This window comes from Crenothrix polyspora, assembly GCF_900163755.1.
GTDB lineage: Bacteria > Pseudomonadota > Gammaproteobacteria > Methylococcales > Methylomonadaceae > Crenothrix > Crenothrix polyspora.
The window spans coordinates 1-16,989 of sequence record NZ_FUKI01000123.1 but is presented as its reverse complement, the minus strand read 5'-3'; the positions used below and the strand labels follow the sequence as shown (position 1 = coordinate 16,989).

Genomic DNA, 16,989 nt, shown 5'->3' with positions numbered 1-16,989 from the left:
TAGTCATTTATTCAGTACGATAATTTGGCGCTTCTTTGGTAATGGTCACATCATGCACATGGCTTTCGCGCATACCTGCTGAAGTGACACGCACGAACTGGGCTTTGTCATGAAATTCGGTGATTGAGCGGTTGCCAGTATAGCCCATGCTGGCGCGAACCCCGCCCAGTAATTGATGGATCACTGCCAGCAAGCTGCCTCGGTAAGGTACACGGCCTTCAATGCCTTCGGGTACTAGTTTCTCAACCGAATCGGTACTTTCCTGAAAGTAGCGGTCGCTGGAACCTTGGCGTTGCGACATTGCCCCTAATGAGCCCATGCCACGGTAAGACTTATACGAGCGGCCTTGAAATAATTCGACTTCGCCGGGGGCTTCTTCGGTGCCGGCAAACAAGCCACCCAACATGACGGCATGAGCGCCTGCTGCCAAAGCTTTAGCGACATCACCGGAGTAGCGGATACCGCCATCAGCAACTAACGGTACACCTGTGCCCTTTAGCGCGTCCGCTACATTGCTGATGGCGCTGATTTGCGGTACGCCAACGCCTGCAACAATGCGCGTGGTACAAATAGAACCTGGGCCTATGCCGACTTTAACGCCGTCTGCACCGGCTTCGACCAATGCCAGTGCCGCATCGGCGGTGGCGATATTGCCACCAATCACTTGTACATCGGGGTAGTTTTGCTTAATCCAGCGCACGCGGTCTAAAACACCTTGTGAATGGCCGTGTGCGGTATCGACGATGATGACATCAACACCGGCGGCAACCAGCGCCGCTACGCGATCTTCTGTGCCTTGGCCGGTGCCGACAGCGGCACCAACCCGCAAGCGCTCTTGCTCATCTTTGCAGGCTTGTGGGTAGTCTTTGGCTTTTTGGATGTCTTTGACAGTAATCATGCCGCGCAAATGAAAGTCGTCATTGACGACCAGGATTTTTTCGATGCGGTGTTTATGCAATAAAGCAATGGCTTCCTTGCGGTCTGCGTGTTCATTGACGGTGATTAACCGTGCTTTCGGGGTCATTAGTTTGGAAACGGGTTCGTCAAGACGGGTTTCAAAACGTAAGTCGCGGCTGGTAATAATGCCCACCAATTCGTCGCCATTAACCACTGGTACACCAGAGATGTTCTTGGCTTGGGTTAAGGCAATAACTTCGCGGATGCTGATGTCAGGTGACACGCTGATGGGATCTTTGATGACACCGCTTTCGTATTTTTTGACGCTGGAGACTTCACGCGCCTGCTGTTCTATGGTCATATTTTTGTGGATAATGCCGATGCCGCCTTCTTGGGCGATAGCAATCGCTAATCTGGCTTCGGTTACGGTATCCATTGCCGCTGCAACCAGTGGAATGTTAAGACTAATGGTACGGGTTAGCTGCGTTATCATTTCCACGTCACGCGGTAACACATTCGAGTATGCTGGCACTAATAACACGTCGTCAAACGTCAGTGCTTCTTGAATAATTTGCATAATCTATACCTGGGAATCGTTAATTTAACCGGCTATTGTACTACTTTTGTTTGAGTTAGACATTACACAAAATAGTTAAACACACGGGTTATTGCGTTTGTGTACTGACAAGCTGTGTATTACAGTGTGTAGTCGTGGGAAATGCGGCAGTATATCTTCAGTATGTGACGACAGTATTACCTGTGTGTGACTTTTTGTTGAAATTTGGTTTGGTCTTGTCAAAGTTAATTTGATAGCTTTTTTAAAGCGTAGATGGGCTGTTGTTGGCCGCCGCACTGTTAGGTGCATAGGTTTTGACTTCCATTACTTGCTTTTTTATTTGGTTTTCCTCTGTCAGCCACACTAACAAATCATAATAACCACGAATATTTTCGACGTATTGCACCGGTTCGTTGCCACGGGCAAAGCCGTATTTTGTTTTACTATGCCATTTTTCATCGGCGAGTAGGGGTAGGCGCTGTTTAACATCCAGCCATTTGTTGGGGTCGCCGCCTTGTTGTTTGGTTAACAATTGTGCATCGTAAATATGCCCCATGCCAACATTGTATGAAGCAAGTGCAAGCCAGGTGCGGTCAGGTTCGTGGATGGTGTCGTCGAGTAGCTTGATTCGTTGTTGAAAATAACGCGCTCCACCTTCAATGCTTTGGATTGGGTCCTTGCGGTTTTTTATTTTTAACAATTCGGCGGTATCGTTAGTGAGCATCATAATACCTTCTACACCGGTGGGTGAGATGGCGTTGTCTTGCCAGTGGGATTCTTGATAGCCGATGGCGGCCAGTAAGCGCCAGTCAATCTGGTATTGTTTTGCAGCGGCGGCAAAGTGTTTTTGATATAGCGGTAAGCGACTTTTTCGGTGTTGACGGAAAGTGCAGTTATCAACATAGTTTAGAGTATCGGCATGGCTGTAATGTTTTTCGATCAGCTGTGCCAGTGTTTTGTCTTTTTTAATGCGCTCAAAGAAATGGGTGACTTCATTAAATAAGCTGTTATCTGCTGACGGACTCATTGCCCAAGCAAGCTGGCGAGGTTTGGTAAGATCGAATGCGATGTTCAGTTCAGGGTAAAAGCGCCGTATCAGTAGGGCTTGATTGGAGTCAGCGACGGTGTAATCTATCAGACCTTCATTAACTAAATACATTAAGCCGTTGGTGTCGAGCTCACTATTGACCGTCCAGTTTAGCGTGGAGAACTTTTTTTTGAGAACTGTTAAGGTATCAACGTGACTGGTACCTTCGGTGATCTCTATAATGCTGTCAGTTAATTGGCTGACATTTTTGGGGCGTGGATTGCCTGAGCGATAAATGACTTGTTCTGTGGCTTGGTAATAGCTGGGAGAAAAACGCATTTTTTGTGCGCGTTGCTGGGTTACGGTAATACCGGCAGCGGCAATATCGGCTTTATTTGCTGCGATATCATTTAGGATAGTACCGAAGTTATCGGGGATGATGAATTCAGCTTTTACGCCAAGCTGTTTGGCAAATAATTCCACTAAATCGTGTTCTAACCCAGTATAAACATCGGCATTTTTGTAATACGTGGTTGGGTCGATGCGTGTCAAAACTTTTAAAACACCGGCAGATTTAATTTTTTCTAACTGATTGGTTGCTTGCAATGCCGGTAGCACAGAATCTTCTTTGCTGCATGCTACGAGTAGAAATGCAACAAGGAAGCTGATAATTAATCTGGGTAGTTTAATCAAGATTGTCGTAGTTTTTTGTAGGCGTTAATGAGCGCGTTTGTTGAGCAATCGTGGCTTTGGATAACATCTTGGTTTTTAAGTTCCGGTAATATGGCATTGGCGAGTATTTTACCCAATTCAACTCCCATTTGGTCAAACGAATTAATATTCCAAATAACACCTTGGACGAAAATTTTATGTTCGTAAAACGCCAATAAGGTGCCTAAGGTTTTCGGGGTCATTTTTTCAAACAAAAAAGAATTAGATGGTTTATTGCCCTCGAATACTTTGGATGCGACCAACTCAACATCGTGTTGTTGCTCCGCTGTCAGGGATTGTTTGACTTCTTCAACAGTTTTGCCGCGCATCAGCGCTTCGGGTTGTGCTAAAAAATTAGAGATCAACACATCATGATGTTCTGGTAAATGGTAATGGCTGTTGGCGGCTGCTAAAAAATCGCACGGTACTAATTGCGTACCTTGGTGCATGAGCTGAAAAAAAGCGTGTTGGCCATTAGTGCCAGGTTGTCCCCAGACAATCTGGCCGGTACTGTAATCGACTTTATCGCCGTTTAGATCGACGCTTTTACCGTTGCTTTCCATGTCGCCTTGCTGAAAATAATCGGCAAAATAACGCATGGATTGATCATAAGGCAATAGTACATAAGAGCGAGCGTCAAAAAAGTTGTTATACCATACACCGAGTAAACCCATAATAACAGGAATGTTTTTTTCTAACGGCGTGTTGCGAAAATGCAAATCAGCTTCGTAAGCACCTTGCAGCAGTTCCTCAAAGTTATCCATGCCGATATACAATGCAATCGATAAGCCTACCGCTGACCACAGTGAATAACGCCCACCTACCCAATCCCAAAATTCAAACATATTATCGGTATCAATACCAAATTTAGCCACGTTTTCGCTATGGGTTGAGATAGCCACGAAATGTTTGGCAATGGCACTGGTATCTTGGGCGCTGTCTAAAAACCAGCGTCGCGCTGAATTAGCGTTAATCATGGTTTCTTGGGTAGAAAACAGTTTTGATGCCACAATAAACAGTGTGGTTTCGGGCGATAGACCTTTTAATTCTTCGATGATATTGGTCTGGTCGACATTAGAAACGTAGTGAACTTTAAGAGTATCCGAACTGTAAGGCGTGAGAGTCATGGAGACCATTTTAGGTCCAAGGCCAGAGCCGCCAATGCCTATGTTGACAACATTAGTAATTTTTTTACCAGTATAACCTGTCCATTCGCCGGAACGTACCGCGTGGCAAAAATGGCGCATTTTTTCTAATACGGCATTAACATCAGGCATGACATCTTGGCCATCGACATAAATAGGCTGATTGCCACGGTTACGCAGTGCGGTATGTAAAACCGCTCTTTTTTCCGTCGTATTGATAGCGACACCGGTAAACATGGCTTCAATTTTGGCAGGCAGCTCAGCGTAGTGAGCCAGATCCCTTAATAAAGGCATGGTTTGATCGTTGATTCGGTTTTTTGAATAATCAAACAAAATATCATTCAACTGCACAGCGTATTTGCTGTGGCGCTGGGTGTCGTGATTAAAAGCCTCACGCATTGAGCTGTTTTGTATTTGCTGATAGTGATTCTGTAATGCCTTCCAAGCGTTTGACGCCGTCAGTGATGACATGTGTTACTCCATTGAGGTGAGGGTTGTGTGTCTAAGTCTACGAAAACTGGACGCGGATATCAATAGTGTGGCTTTAGAAGATACAGAAGATTCACTTTGAACGTTAAGCGATATTTGCTGTCCTTTATTTGTCTGGACTGATGTGCTAGAGTGCCTTCCTGTCGTTACGTGAGCGAATAGTGGGTTATTTCGAAGCTGATGGCTTAAAAGACATGTAAATAACGTCGATATATACTATAAAAAGAGAGAATCTGAGGGCATGATTATGATCAAATCAAATAAGGCAAAAAAAACTTTCTTAGGACTGAGTGCATTGTTGTTTTCTGCTTCGTTATGGGCACACGGTGGCGCGGCAGGTACCGATACCGATCAATGTAAGTTCGAATTAGAAAAAGACCACTGGCTGCATTACACGGCTTACGAACCAGGTTCATTCCCTTCGGAAGAATTTTGTGCCAGCATCCCTAAGTTAGATGAAAAAATTCTATTGGTTTTTGATTACCAAGACCAACGTTACAGAGGCCATGCAGTTGAGTTTGAAGTGACCAAAGAGCCTGAAGGTACACGGGTATTCTTTTTGCCAGCCGCCAAACACAAAAGCGGAACCGTTGAACTGGTTTTGCCAAACGGCGTTAAAGAAGCCGGTAAATATTTAATTCATATTTCTTTAGTACCCGATAAAGGTGAGAAACTGGACGCACACATGAGCTTTAGCGCAGGCGGTGGCGCAGCAACCGCTAAAACCACTTATGCCTTATATGCACTAGGCATCTTTGGTGCTTTCTTCATGGGCTATTTATCAAGCGCTGGCTTTAAGCGTAAAGTCGATGAGACTGTTGCGAAAATTATAAGTTAGGTGATACTTTTGTAATTTTGGTGACCATGTAAAGTAAAATGTCTATTGAGCGGCTTATTTGCTCAGTGGACGTGGGTACTTTTATACAGTCTTACATGGGCGACTAAAGTTTGTTATGAGTGCTATTGGTTGTAATGCCAGCGCTGGCTGTATGACACTGATAGCGCTTATTAAACGAAAGAGGGAAAAAAATCATGGTGAAGTTGTTATCAGCAGGTGCGCTTGTTGCGGTTTTTTCTATACCAGCATGGGCGGCTGAACAAGCGATTGAAGATCATAACAGTATGCTGATGGATCACGGCGATGGCCATTTAATGGACATGGCAGGTGGTATGGTGATGGGGCAAAATACCAGCACTTTGCCAGGCGGGTGTGACAGTATTTCTGAAGAACGGGAAATTACTGTTCATGCAGGCCATAAATACGCGGAGAAATTTCCAGGTCGAATGTATGCTTTCGACACTCAAGAGTTTCAGTTTGAACCGTGTACCAAATTAACAGTGCATTTTATTAATGAAGACAGTATCAGGCATCAATGGATGATGCATGGCTTGCCTAAGTATTTATATAACAAAGGCATGTTTCATTTGGAAGTGTCAGGGCCTGCCAAAGTGTCCGGTACGTTGATTTTACCACCGGGCGATAAAACCTATCTGGTGCATTGCGATATTGCCCAGCATATGGAAAAAGGCATGAAAGCCCAGCTTAAAGTTGGCAAAGGTGATGGCGATTTACCCAGTATTCCAGGAGTAACCGCTAATGCAGTATCCGATGATTATACCGGTGGCTTAAAAGAAATTGCAGCGGCATTAGATGTGGCGGCGGCTGATGTTAAAAAAGCAGAAGAAGATGCTGTGGTTGCGGCAGCTGCCAAAAAAGCCAGTGCAGTAGCGACGGCTGCGCAAGATGATTCGGTGTTTTCGGGTATGACAGTGCTGGGTATCGCGCTCGGTTTATTGGTTGCGCCTTTCTTAGCAAAAAAGTTTAAAGGCATGAGTAGTGCTGAAGCCGTAGCCTACAGTTTGGATGCGCTGCGAGTGGGTGTTACGTTTGTTGTTAACAGTTTATCTGGTTTTATTAACAAGCTGCTGGCAAAAAAGGCTAAGTCATTACCCGATAAAAAATAAAGGTTTTAATATTAAAAATCCTGTGCGCTGAATAGGCCACAGGTTTTTTTTTGAGAGAAATAATGCACGATACAATAACAGGCTTGTGGGCACTGTTTGTCAGTGCGTTCATATCGGCAACGATTGCACCTGGGGCTTCTGAGGCGGTGTTGGCTTTTATGGTGACACAAGGCGATTACCCAAATTGGCAGTTATTGACCGTGGCGACATTAGCCAATACCTTAGGGGCGATGACGACGTGGTGGCTAGGCTGGATGCTGGCAAAAAAAATACCGGTGGCGACACAACTGTCAGAAAAAAAACAGCGCGCCTTGCGTACCGTTAAACAAAAAGGTGTGTGGATCTTGCTTTTTTCATGGTTACCTGTGGTAGGGGATGGTTTTTGTTTTGCCGGTGGTTGGTTAGGGTTGCCGTTATTACCGGCTTTTGTGGCTATTTTGGTCGGTAAATGTGCGCGGTACGCGGTAGTGACATGGCTGTTTAATTAAGGCAATATTTTTAGAAACAAAATTTTACGAGGTTATCGTGTTACGTCATTTTCCAAGCGTTGATATTATCTGTGTGCATCACAAAAGAGATTATATTATTGCGGCGGTTACGTTTTTTTGTGTCGCTTTTGCTTTGATAAATGATGCCGATGCCACACTTGCCGAACAAAAAGTATTAGGTAGTTGTGCTTGGGTTTTTTTAGCTATTTTTTTGTTGGGTGAGACCAAAGAAATTCGGGTGCAAGTTGCTATTGCTGTGTGTTTTGCAACTCTTGGTGAGCATTTTGCCTCACCGTTTATGGGCGGATATACCTATCGTTTTCATAATGTGCCAGCTTATGTGCCGCCAGGTCATGGTATGGTATATTTAACCGCAGTGGCGTTAGCGCGATCGGGCTTGTTTTTAAAATATGCCAGAAAAATTACCGTGCTGGTGGTGAGTGTGTGTGGCTTGTGGTCACTGTGGGGTGTTAGCGGCTTAGGGCAGGGCGATGCGGTTGGTATGCTGCTGTTTTGTGTGTTTTTGATCTATCTTTTTAAAGGTAAATCGCCGATGGTTTACCTGGCGGCGTTTTTTATCACCACATGGTTGGAGTTAATTGGTACGGCTGTCGGCACTTGGCAGTGGGCGGCTATCGATCCGGTGTTGGGATGGACGCAAGGCAATCCACCTAGTGGTGTTGCTGCCTGGTATTGTTTGGTCGATGCAGTTGCGATGGGTGGATCTGAGCCAGTAATGAATGCATTGAAAGATATTAAGCTATGGGCAAGTGTTAAAATTAGAAAATACGCGTATCAAAGTGGAAATGACGAATGAGTAGTGATTCTATTTTGATAAGTAACTTTGATTGACTTTTAGTGGTGAACCTCGAATAATCGCTACGCTATAGGTGTTTGTTTAGGGTTTAAATTTACAGCGCTCAGCGTTGTTTAAATTGATTGGTATGTGATTATTAATCGTAGGGAGGCAGTGTGGAACGTCGTGATTTTATTAAATTAAGTGTAGCTGGTGTGGGTGTCGGTATAGTAGCGCCTGCGACTGTGTTGGCAGAAAAGTCGAAGCAGCTTGTTATCAGTGATATTTATTATACCCAAGAATCTCCAGGGCGTTGGCGTGAAAAAATAGCAGGACATTTACCCAGTATAGGCATAGAAAAAAAAGACGGTAAAGTAATTGTAAAAGTAGTTACTGCGCACGAAATGAAGGATTATGAACATTATATTGTCAAACATGTTTTGTTAGATAAGGATTACAAATTTTTAAATGAGTACTTATTTAACCCCACTAAAGACAAAACCGCTATTTCAACCTTTACTTTAGACGCTTACACGGGTGATCTTCATGTATTGAGTATGTGTAATAAACATGACCTTTGGTTGAATTCGGCAAAAGTATAACCGTTATTTTTTAGTATACGATGACAGGTTTAGCAAGCGACTTAATGTTGATAGTGTTGATAGCGTAGTATTGTTTATGGCCAATTACCAAATATTAACCCCAAAGCCGGCGCGAGTTTTGGTAATTGTCATGCGCTATTTGGGTGATGTTTTGTTGGCGACACCTTTGATACGTTCTTTGCGACTTGCCTATCCTGATGCGCAGCTAGATGTTTTGCTGTATGACAATACGGCGGCGATGTTGGCAGGTAATAAAGATATTGACGCTATTATCAGCACACCGTTACGTGTAAATTGTAAGCAATATGGTGTTTTAATAAAGCGTATTTTTAGGCGTTATGATTTAGTGGTGGTGACACAAACAGGTGATAGACCGTTTGTGTATGGTTTATTGGCGGCATCAACCAGGGTATCGGTAGTGCCCGCCAAAGGTTTGACAGGGTGGTGGAAGCGATTTTTTATACAGCGCTGGATTGAGTTTGATAATGATGACACCCATACGGTATTACAAAATTTAAAATTAGCCGATTTGCTGGGTATTGCCAAAAATTTTACCGTTGTACCGCCGCAGATAGATAACAGTGCTAGCGTGATACCATTTGCTTTTTTGCCGGACGCTTATGTTGTCTTGCACTTGTTTCCGCAATGGACTTACAAACGCTGGACTTTAGAGGGGTGGCTGGCGATTGCTTCTTACCTAAATCAACTGGGTTTTAGGGTAGTGCTTTCAGGGGGCGGCGCTCAAGAAGAGTTAGATTATATAGCTAATATTGCTCAGCAATTGCCAGAAAATACGGTCAATTTGTCGGGGCAGTTGTCGTTAGCTGAGCTGACGACAATTATTGCTGGTGCCAAATTATTTATAGGCCCTGATACCGGTATTACCCATTTAGCCGCAGCAACGGCTGTCCCTGTGATTGCACTTTATGGGCCAACTAATCCGGTAAAATGGGCGCCGTGGCCATATGGTTTTGCAGAAAATAACAATCCTTTTAACAAGGTTGGTTGTCAAAAAGTTAACAATATTAATTTTATTCAGGGTAAAGCGGCGTGCGTACCTTGCCATAAAGAAGGTTGTGAACAGCATAGGCAAAGTTACAGCCAGTGTTTGGATACTTTATCCATTAAGACGATTAAGTCAGTTATTGATGAACTATTGCTTGCCTAGCGTGGTGATTGTTAATTAACCTTAGTGCGCCATTTAAAGGGATTATGATAAAAAATACGCAGCGGGTTGGTTTTTTTGATCGATCGCCTGAAACATGTCAATGGCTTTTTAATCTCATAGTATTCAGCTTGCCTATTTTTCTGGTTGCTTGGTTGCCTGGCTTGTGGGTATGTTTTTTTTGTATACTTATTTTATATAATAGACATTTTAATAGAAATACTTATTTTAATGCGTTAAAAAACTATTATAAATTTGGGTATTTTAGGTATGTATTTTACGGTTATAGTGCTTATTTTGTTTTGAGTGCTATATCTATTGTTTTTTTTAATAGCCCTTTAAAATCAATAGATAATGCATTAATATTTTTAATGTGGTTGCTGGTATCGCCTATTATGGTGCTATTAAAACCTAACAGCTACATGTTGGGTTTTGGTTGTGTTGCTGCTGCCATAATTGCATTTTTTATAGCCATTATTCAATTTCATTTTCTTAATATTGACAGACCCTATGGGTTATATGGCACAGGATTTCCAGGTTCTGGTGCAATAAAATTTGCCGATATATCGCTTTTAATTGGTGTTATGGCGTATATTTTATTCTCGGGAAAAAAATATCGGCGCTTAGGTTTTTTAGGTGTTTTTTTGGGCATCGTCATTTGTTTATATGCCGGTGTGCGTGGCGGCGTGGTGGCATTATTTCTATGTTGGGTGGTTTGGAGCGTTGCTTTTAAGATAAAAAAAATAACTATGAAGCCTATATTAGTGGCACTTAGCTTTGTCGTTATAGTGTTTTTTATACTCAATATACTAACAGCTAATCATATTAGCAGTAGAATATCAGAAACCTTGGCTGAGCTGTCCTCATTTAATAATGATAATTATAATACTTCAATGGGTGCTCGTTTACAAATGTGGCGCGCCGCTTTAATAATATTTAGTCAGCATCCCATGTTGGGTGTGGGTTTAAATAATTTTGATGATGCTTTGTTGCTGCTTTATAAAGAACATATTATTTCGAAATGGATAATTGTGTATTCTCATGCACATAATGAGTATTTTTGCTCACTTGCAAGTGGTGGAATTGTAGGTTTTATTATTACTTGTTCTTTATTATTTATGCCCCTGACAGAGTTTAAGAAAAATTATTACGAAAATGTATGGGCAAGGTGCGGTTTTTGGTGTGTTTTCTTAATGGCTTTTTTTGCATTAACAGATTGTATTTTTGATCGGCGCATGACAGTTATGGGATTTATTATATTTATCTCAATTTTCATGGCAGGTAATATATCTGATGGTTATGTAAAAACAGCCAGCAAAATGTGCAAACCATAATGCAATGATCTCTGTTATTGTAACAACCTATAACTGGCCTGCTGCATTGCAATTATGTTTGGAAGCTTTGTTTATACAAACAGATAATGATTTTGAAATTATTATTGCAGATGACGGCTCAAGTACAGAGAATTTGGCAATCAATAAATTTGTTTGTGTTCCTTCTTGTGTAACTATTAAATATATTTATCATGACGACAAGGGTTTTCGCGCCAGTGCTATTAGAAATAAAGCGGTTGCACAAAGTTCAGGGGAGTATTTAGTTTTTCTGGATGGTGATTGTATTGTACGCCCTGATTTTGTAAGTAGACATCGTCAACTTGCGGTTTCTGGACATTTTGTTCCTGGTAACCGAGTATTAATAAGTCAAGATTTTACTCAGCAGGTGCTTCAAAATAAGTTGTCGTTGTCTCATAAAGATTGGCAGTATTTTTTGGGCTTACGCCTCAAAAATAAAATTAATCGTTTATTACCATTGGTTAAGTTGCCACTGGGTGCGCTTCGGTTAATAGAGCCTAAAAAATGGCAGAAAGCCATGACTTGTAATTTAGCCATCTGGCGCAATGATTTTTTGCGCGTGAATGGTTTTGACGAATTATTTGAAGGTTGGGGCTATGAGGACTCTGATTTGGTTATTCGCTTGATACATGCAGGCGTTACTCGTAAAGAAGGGCGATTTGCTGTACCCGTGTTACATCTATGGCATCCGCAAAATGACAGAAGCCAGCATGATTCAAATTATCAACGCTTATTGGAGCGTCTTAATCAACACGATTTCATCGTTGCAAAAAAAGGTATTTCTCAGTACCTTGGTCATTAACAGCAAGATGAAATAGCTCATCACGCTTAATCTACTTTATACCTTATGTCAAAACCAGCCAAAGTAAGCATTGAAATATATAAGCGCTTACTTGTTTATGTAAAGCCGCATATTGGACTCTTTATGATTTCAATCTTAGGTTTTTTACTCTATTCGGGCACGCAAACCTTATTTGCAGCCATGCTCAAGCATATTGTCGATACCTTACAAACAGAATCTCGCGCAGGTATGTATTATTTACCGGTATTATTCAGTTGTTTGATTATGGTACATGGAATTGGTGCGTATTTAGGCAATTATTTTTTGGCGAAAGTATCTTCAAATGTGGTACATACGTTAAGATGCGAGATATTTGACAAGTATACGCGTTTGCCCGTTGCCTATTTCGATTCTAATAACAGTGGTTATTTAATATCTAGAATTACTAATAATGTTGGCGAAGTAACCAAAGCCACTACTGATGCAGTGAGAACATTTATACGGGAAGGTTTTACTGCAATAGGTTTATTAATCTATTTATTTTACAGTAACTGGGTACTGTCTTTAGTTTTTATTGGCGTAGCGCCGATTATTGTAGTTCTTGTAGTTTATGTGAGCAAGCGGTTACGTATGCTCAGTAAGCGTATACAAGATTCTATGGGGGATATTACCCATATTACCTCAGAGCTGGTCAGTGGTTTTAGGGTAGTGCGTAGCTACGGTGGCGAAGATTATGAGCAGCAGCGTTTTTTAGCGAGCAGTTTATATAACCGTCGGCAATCATTAAAGCTGGCCACCACAATGGCGATACATAACCCGGTTATGCAATTTATTATTGGGATAACCTTATCCATATTAATGTATATGGCGTTGTTTTTTATGAAACAAGCCAGTGTTGGTGAATTTGTGGGTTATCTTACGGCGGCGTTTTTGTTGCCTAAACCCATTCGGCAATTAAGTGATGCTAATGGCGATATTCAAAAGGGTATTGCAGCAGCGGAATCGTTATTTGATATTTTGGATGAAGAAGAAGAATTAGATGATGGTGTGTATTGCACCGAGCGATGTTTGGGGACATTGGAATTTAAAAATTTGTCTTTTCGTTATCCAGGCTCGCAAGACTATGCTCTGCAAGATATTAGTTTTAAAGTGGCAGCGGGGCAAACAGTGGCTTTGGTCGGTGCATCCGGTGGTGGTAAAAGCACCTTGGCGGGTTTGGTATCACGGTTTTATAACTATGAAATAGGCGAAATTTTACTGGATGATATTAAGATTGATGCCTATAAATTAGCTAACTTGCGCCAACAAATAGCTTTAGTCAGTCAGCAGGTTACCTTGTTTAATGACACGATTGCCAATAATATTGCTTATGGGGTGCTAAGTACCGCCAGTCGAGATAAAATCACTCAGGCCGCTACCGATGCCTATGCTATGGAATTTATCAGTAAATTGGATCAAGGTCTGGATACTGAAATTGGTGAGAATGGTGTTAAATTATCCGGTGGCCAACGACAGCGCTTGGCATTGGCCAGAGCACTATTAAAAAATGCGCCGATACTGGTCTTAGATGAGGCCACTTCGGCACTTGATACCGAATCTGAGCGTTACATACAGGCTGCCTTGCAAAATGTGATGAGTAATCGGACAACCTTGGTTATTGCCCATCGCTTATCGACTATTGAAAATGCGGATGTTATTTTAGTGATGGAGCAAGGGCGTATTGTTGAGCAAGGTTCTCATGAGGTATTGCTGGCTAAAAACGGTACGTATGCCAGATTACACACATTGCAATTTAAAGATAAATCGCAAAAATTGGCTGATGTAAACGAGTCGATACAGATTAGGGATGAAAAAATTGAAGACTTTTGAAGCGGTATTAACAGAGCATAATGCTGTGATGGCGCAGCTAACAAGCTGTCTTGATGACATTAATGCGGCGGTGCAATTGTTAATTAGCACCTTAAATCAAGGCGGAAAAATATTATTATGCGGTAATGGCGGTAGCGCGGCAGATTGCCAGCATATTGCTGCTGAGTTTGTGGTGCGCTATGAAAAAAAACGCCGCGCTTTGGCGGCTATCGCTTTAACGACAGACAGTTCTATTTTAACAGCGCATGCCAATGATTATGATTTTGATACCGTATTTGCTCGGCAGATTGAAGCGCTCGGCAATGAGAAAGATTGCTTGATTGCTATTTCCACGTCTGGGAACAGCAAGAATATAGTGAAAGCCGTGCAGACTGCGCGATTACAGGGTTTGTCTGTCATCGCCTTAACGGGGTGTGAAGGTGGTGAGTTGAAAAAACAAGCGACTGTGTCAATTGTTGTGCCTTCAGCGGTAACGGCAAGAATTCAGGAAGCGCATATTGTGATAGCCCATTGGTGGTGCGGTGCGGTAGAGGAGGTGTTTAATGTTAGCAACCACGCCTGAGTTTAGCGCTGCCCATATAATAGTGGTGGGCGATGTGATGTTGGATCGTTATTGGTCTGGCAAGGCCGCACGCATTTCCCCAGAAGCACCGGTACCTGTGGTTCAGGTTAATAACATAGAAGACCGTGTGGGCGGCGCGGGTAATGTTGCACTTAATATTGCTAAATTAGGCGGTAAAGTCACTTTGTTAGCGGTCATTGGTGATGATCCTGAGGGCGATAGCATTAAGAAATTGCTAGAAGCGGCAGGTGTGGTGTGTGACTTTGTGGTTGCTAAAAATACCGGCAGTATTTGTAAATTGCGGATTATGGCGCAACATCAGCAGCTTATTCGCGTTGATTTTGAAACAATACCGTTGCTATTTGATCAAGAGCTGTTGTTTACCACATTACAAACGCATTTGACCAGTAATACAGCTATCGTATTTTCAGATTACGGTAAAGGCACGTTGGTAGATGTGGCGCGGTATATAAACGCAGCAAAACAGGCAGGACTTAAGGTGCTGGTCGATCCTAAAGGACATGATTACACACGATATTTAAACGCTAGCATCCTGACACCGAATGTGGTTGAACTGGAGGCAGTTGTTGGGTGCTGTAAAGATGCGGCCGAATTGATCGAAAAAGGCCGGAGTCTGCTTCAGCGTCATCATATTGAATCATTATTACTAACACGCGGTGAAGCGGGCATGACCTTGATTCAAGCGTATGATACGCATTCATTACCCGCACAAGCCAAAGATGTGTTTGATGTTACCGGTGCCGGCGATACAGTCATAGCGGTGATGGCATTGAGCATCGCATTGGGCATGTCTTTATACGATGCTATGTATTTGGCAAATTTGGCCGGCGGTATCGTTGTAGGTAAGTTGGGTACGTCTACTGTGTCTATTCATGAATTAACCCGCGCTATGCACGGTGATCGTGATTTTCTGTATGGTGTAGTTTCTGAGGATGAATTGCTCAGCTTGCTTGTCAGCTCTAAAGCTAATGGCGAGCGTATCGTGATGACCAATGGCTGTTTTGATTTATTACATGCAGGTCATGTCACTTATTTAGAGCAAGCTAAAGCGCTGGGCGATCGCTTGATTGTAGCGGTCAATGCGGATGCGTCGGTGAAGCGGCTTAAAGGTGAGTCGCGACCTATCAATAAATTACCCGAACGTATGGCGGTTTTGGCGGCGCTAGCATGTGTGGATTGGGTGGTCGCTTTTGAGGAAGAAACTCCAGAACGACTGTATTGTCGAATGCTGCCGAATATTTTGGTAAAAGGCGGCGATTATACGCCAGAACAAGTAGCGGGAGGCGATTGTGTGATAAAAGCAGGTGGAGAAGTGCGTATTTTGTCGTTTGTCGATGGGCAATCAACCACAGCGATGATTAATCGCGCAAAGGAGCGAGTATGATTATTGTGACAGGCGGGGCTGGTTTTATTGGCAGTAATCTGATTCGTGGCTTAAATCAACGTGGCGAAACCAATATATTGGTGGTGGATAATTTGACCAATGGCCAAAAAATGCATAATTTGGCTGATCTTGACATTGCCGATTACATGGATAAAGCCGAGTTTATCGCTAAAATTGAAGCGCCAGGTTTTTTTAAGGATGTTCGTGCCGTGTTGCATCAAGGCGCGTGTTCGGCAACGACAGAATGGAACGGTCATTATGTCATGATAAATAATTATGACTATTCCAAGCGATTATTACATGCGTGCGTGGCAAATAACAGTGCATTTTTGTATGCTTCGTCGGCATCGGTTTATGGGGCAGGCCAATCTGGTTTTCAAGTCGATCGGGGCTGTGAGCAACCTATAAATATGTATGCGTATTCAAAATTTCAGTTCGATCAATATGTTCGCCGAGTGGGTGGTGAGATTAAAAGTCCCGTTGTAGGTCTTCGCTATTTCAATGTTTATGGCGCTAGAGAGCAGCATAAAGGCGCTATGAGCAGTACTATCTTTCATTTCAATCAACAAATTATAAACAGTGGGCAAGTTAGGTTGTTTGAGGGTTGTGATGGCTTCGGCGATGGTGAGCAGCAACGTGATTTTGTCTATGTGGATGACGTGGTTGATGTTAATTTGTGGTTTTTAGAGCATCCTGAACAATGTGGTATTTACAATGTAGGTACTGGTAAGGCTGAAACGTTCAACGTTGTTGCGCAAGCTGTGATTGATTGGCACGGACATGGTAGCATTCAATACATTCCTTTTCCAGAGCATCTTAAAGGCAGCTATCAAAGCTATACGCAGGCTGATATATCTAGGCTAAGGCACGTTGGTTATGAGAAAAAGTTCTCAGATGTGAAGGATGGTGTAAGTCGTTATTTGGATCATTTAAATGAAGGTGTTAAATAAATTTAAAATAGTGTTGACTTAATCTGTGGGCTGGTTATAATAGACCTTCTTTGCAGCGACGACATAACATCTTCACTGCAAAACAATAAGGCGGATTAGATGTCTTGTTAAGCTCTTTAAAAACCTAGATCAAAATAATGTGTGTGGGTACTTGTGATGAATGTCAGTGATGTTATATTACATTCGACACAAGATCAACTCATGTTAATTCATTTGTTGTATCTGTCGA

The 16,989-nt window shown here is 42.5% G+C and carries 15 protein-coding genes; 12 read left to right on the top strand and 3 right to left on the bottom strand.

The window, feature by feature from the left end:
- Positions 1 to 7 precede the first annotated feature (7 nt).
- The 3 genes from guaB to pgi all read right to left on the bottom strand — a co-directional run bounded on the left by guaB (position 8) and on the right by pgi (position 4,807).
- The gene (gene guaB, locus CRENPOLYSF2_RS10880; protein ID WP_087143974.1) at positions 8 to 1,474 is read right to left on the bottom strand and encodes an IMP dehydrogenase; all 1,467 of its coding nucleotides are present in this window, start codon (positions 1,472 to 1,474) and stop codon (positions 8 to 10) included.
- Between the two features lie 241 nt (positions 1,475 to 1,715).
- Positions 1,716 to 3,173, bottom strand: coding sequence for a membrane-bound lytic murein transglycosylase MltF (mltF, locus tag CRENPOLYSF2_RS10875; protein WP_087143973.1), 1,458 nt, complete (start codon positions 3,171 to 3,173; stop codon positions 1,716 to 1,718).
- On the bottom strand, positions 3,170 to 4,807 hold the full coding sequence (gene pgi / locus CRENPOLYSF2_RS10870; RefSeq protein ID WP_087143972.1) for a glucose-6-phosphate isomerase: 1,638 nt from the start codon (positions 4,805 to 4,807) through the stop codon (positions 3,170 to 3,172). The genes mltF and pgi overlap by 4 nt, the downstream gene beginning before the upstream one ends.
- A gap of 265 nt (positions 4,808 to 5,072) precedes the next feature.
- Between pgi and CRENPOLYSF2_RS10865 the strand changes: the two genes are divergently transcribed.
- From CRENPOLYSF2_RS10865 to rfaD, 12 genes are all read left to right on the top strand, one after another.
- Positions 5,073 to 5,663: a hypothetical protein gene (locus CRENPOLYSF2_RS10865; RefSeq protein WP_087144009.1), complete on the top strand. Its 591-nt coding sequence runs from the start codon at positions 5,073 to 5,075 to the stop codon at positions 5,661 to 5,663.
- 194 nt (positions 5,664 to 5,857) lie between these two features.
- Positions 5,858 to 6,790, top strand: a complete 933-nt coding sequence (locus CRENPOLYSF2_RS10860) for a cupredoxin domain-containing protein (RefSeq protein ID WP_087143971.1) — start codon at positions 5,858 to 5,860, stop codon at positions 6,788 to 6,790.
- A 62-nt stretch (positions 6,791 to 6,852) separates the two neighbouring features.
- Positions 6,853 to 7,278 carry a YqaA family protein gene (locus CRENPOLYSF2_RS10855; RefSeq protein WP_087143970.1) on the top strand — a complete coding sequence of 142 codons (426 nt, stop codon included), beginning with the start codon at positions 6,853 to 6,855 and terminating at the stop codon, positions 7,276 to 7,278.
- A 37-nt stretch (positions 7,279 to 7,315) separates the two neighbouring features.
- Positions 7,316 to 8,095, top strand: a complete 780-nt coding sequence (locus CRENPOLYSF2_RS10850; protein ID WP_087143969.1) for a hypothetical protein — start codon at positions 7,316 to 7,318, stop codon at positions 8,093 to 8,095.
- 155 nt (positions 8,096 to 8,250) lie between these two features.
- Positions 8,251 to 8,676 carry a desulfoferrodoxin family protein gene (locus CRENPOLYSF2_RS10845; protein WP_087143968.1) on the top strand — a complete coding sequence of 142 codons (426 nt, stop codon included), beginning with the start codon at positions 8,251 to 8,253 and terminating at the stop codon, positions 8,674 to 8,676.
- A gap of 76 nt (positions 8,677 to 8,752) precedes the next feature.
- Entirely contained in the window at positions 8,753 to 9,844 is a 1,092-nt protein-coding gene (gene rfaQ, locus CRENPOLYSF2_RS10840) for a putative lipopolysaccharide heptosyltransferase III (protein WP_087143967.1), read from the top strand.
- A 44-nt stretch (positions 9,845 to 9,888) separates the two neighbouring features.
- A complete protein-coding gene (locus CRENPOLYSF2_RS10835) occupies positions 9,889 to 11,175 on the top strand; it encodes an O-antigen ligase family protein (protein ID WP_140396848.1) in 1,287 nt (428 codons plus the stop codon).
- Positions 11,176 to 11,179: 4 nt separating this feature from the next.
- Positions 11,180 to 11,995: a glycosyltransferase family 2 protein gene (locus CRENPOLYSF2_RS10830; RefSeq protein ID WP_087143965.1), complete on the top strand. Its 816-nt coding sequence runs from the start codon at positions 11,180 to 11,182 to the stop codon at positions 11,993 to 11,995.
- A 45-nt stretch (positions 11,996 to 12,040) separates the two neighbouring features.
- The gene (msbA, locus tag CRENPOLYSF2_RS10825; protein WP_087143964.1) at positions 12,041 to 13,843 is read left to right on the top strand and encodes a lipid A export permease/ATP-binding protein MsbA; all 1,803 of its coding nucleotides are present in this window, start codon (positions 12,041 to 12,043) and stop codon (positions 13,841 to 13,843) included.
- Complete coding sequence (locus tag CRENPOLYSF2_RS10820; protein ID WP_087143963.1) at positions 13,821 to 14,405, top strand: D-sedoheptulose-7-phosphate isomerase; 585 nt, start codon at positions 13,821 to 13,823, stop codon at positions 14,403 to 14,405. Before msbA ends, CRENPOLYSF2_RS10820 begins: the two co-directional genes overlap by 23 nt.
- Positions 14,386 to 15,810: a bifunctional D-glycero-beta-D-manno-heptose-7-phosphate kinase/D-glycero-beta-D-manno-heptose 1-phosphate adenylyltransferase HldE gene (gene hldE, locus CRENPOLYSF2_RS10815; RefSeq protein ID WP_087143962.1), complete on the top strand. Its 1,425-nt coding sequence runs from the start codon at positions 14,386 to 14,388 to the stop codon at positions 15,808 to 15,810. Before CRENPOLYSF2_RS10820 ends, hldE begins: the two co-directional genes overlap by 20 nt.
- A complete protein-coding gene (rfaD, locus tag CRENPOLYSF2_RS10810; protein ID WP_087143961.1) occupies positions 15,807 to 16,760 on the top strand; it encodes an ADP-glyceromanno-heptose 6-epimerase in 954 nt (317 codons plus the stop codon). Before hldE ends, rfaD begins: the two co-directional genes overlap by 4 nt.
- The last annotated feature ends 229 nt before the right edge of the window (positions 16,761 to 16,989 follow it).

Excerpts from the sequence above, each read along its gene's own strand:
- guaB (WP_087143974.1), bottom strand. The coding sequence starts at position 1,474 with ATGCAAATTATTCAAGAAGCACTGACGTTTGACGACGTGTTATTAGTG.
- pgi (WP_087143972.1), bottom strand. The coding sequence starts at position 4,807 with ATGTCATCACTGACGGCGTCAAACGCTTGGAAGGCATTACAGAATCAC.
- CRENPOLYSF2_RS10865 (WP_087144009.1), top strand. The coding sequence starts at position 5,073 with ATGATCAAATCAAATAAGGCAAAAAAAACTTTCTTAGGACTGAGTGCA.
- CRENPOLYSF2_RS10860 (WP_087143971.1), top strand. The coding sequence starts at position 5,858 with ATGGTGAAGTTGTTATCAGCAGGTGCGCTTGTTGCGGTTTTTTCTATA.
- CRENPOLYSF2_RS10855 (WP_087143970.1), top strand. The coding sequence starts at position 6,853 with ATGCACGATACAATAACAGGCTTGTGGGCACTGTTTGTCAGTGCGTTC.
- rfaQ (WP_087143967.1), top strand. The coding sequence starts at position 8,753 with ATGGCCAATTACCAAATATTAACCCCAAAGCCGGCGCGAGTTTTGGTA.
- CRENPOLYSF2_RS10835 (WP_140396848.1), top strand. The coding sequence starts at position 9,889 with ATGATAAAAAATACGCAGCGGGTTGGTTTTTTTGATCGATCGCCTGAA.
- CRENPOLYSF2_RS10830 (WP_087143965.1), top strand. The coding sequence starts at position 11,180 with ATGATCTCTGTTATTGTAACAACCTATAACTGGCCTGCTGCATTGCAA.
- msbA (WP_087143964.1), top strand. The coding sequence starts at position 12,041 with ATGTCAAAACCAGCCAAAGTAAGCATTGAAATATATAAGCGCTTACTT.
- CRENPOLYSF2_RS10820 (WP_087143963.1), top strand. The coding sequence starts at position 13,821 with ATGAAAAAATTGAAGACTTTTGAAGCGGTATTAACAGAGCATAATGCT.
- hldE (WP_087143962.1), top strand. The coding sequence starts at position 14,386 with ATGTTAGCAACCACGCCTGAGTTTAGCGCTGCCCATATAATAGTGGTG.
- rfaD (WP_087143961.1), top strand. The coding sequence starts at position 15,807 with ATGATTATTGTGACAGGCGGGGCTGGTTTTATTGGCAGTAATCTGATT.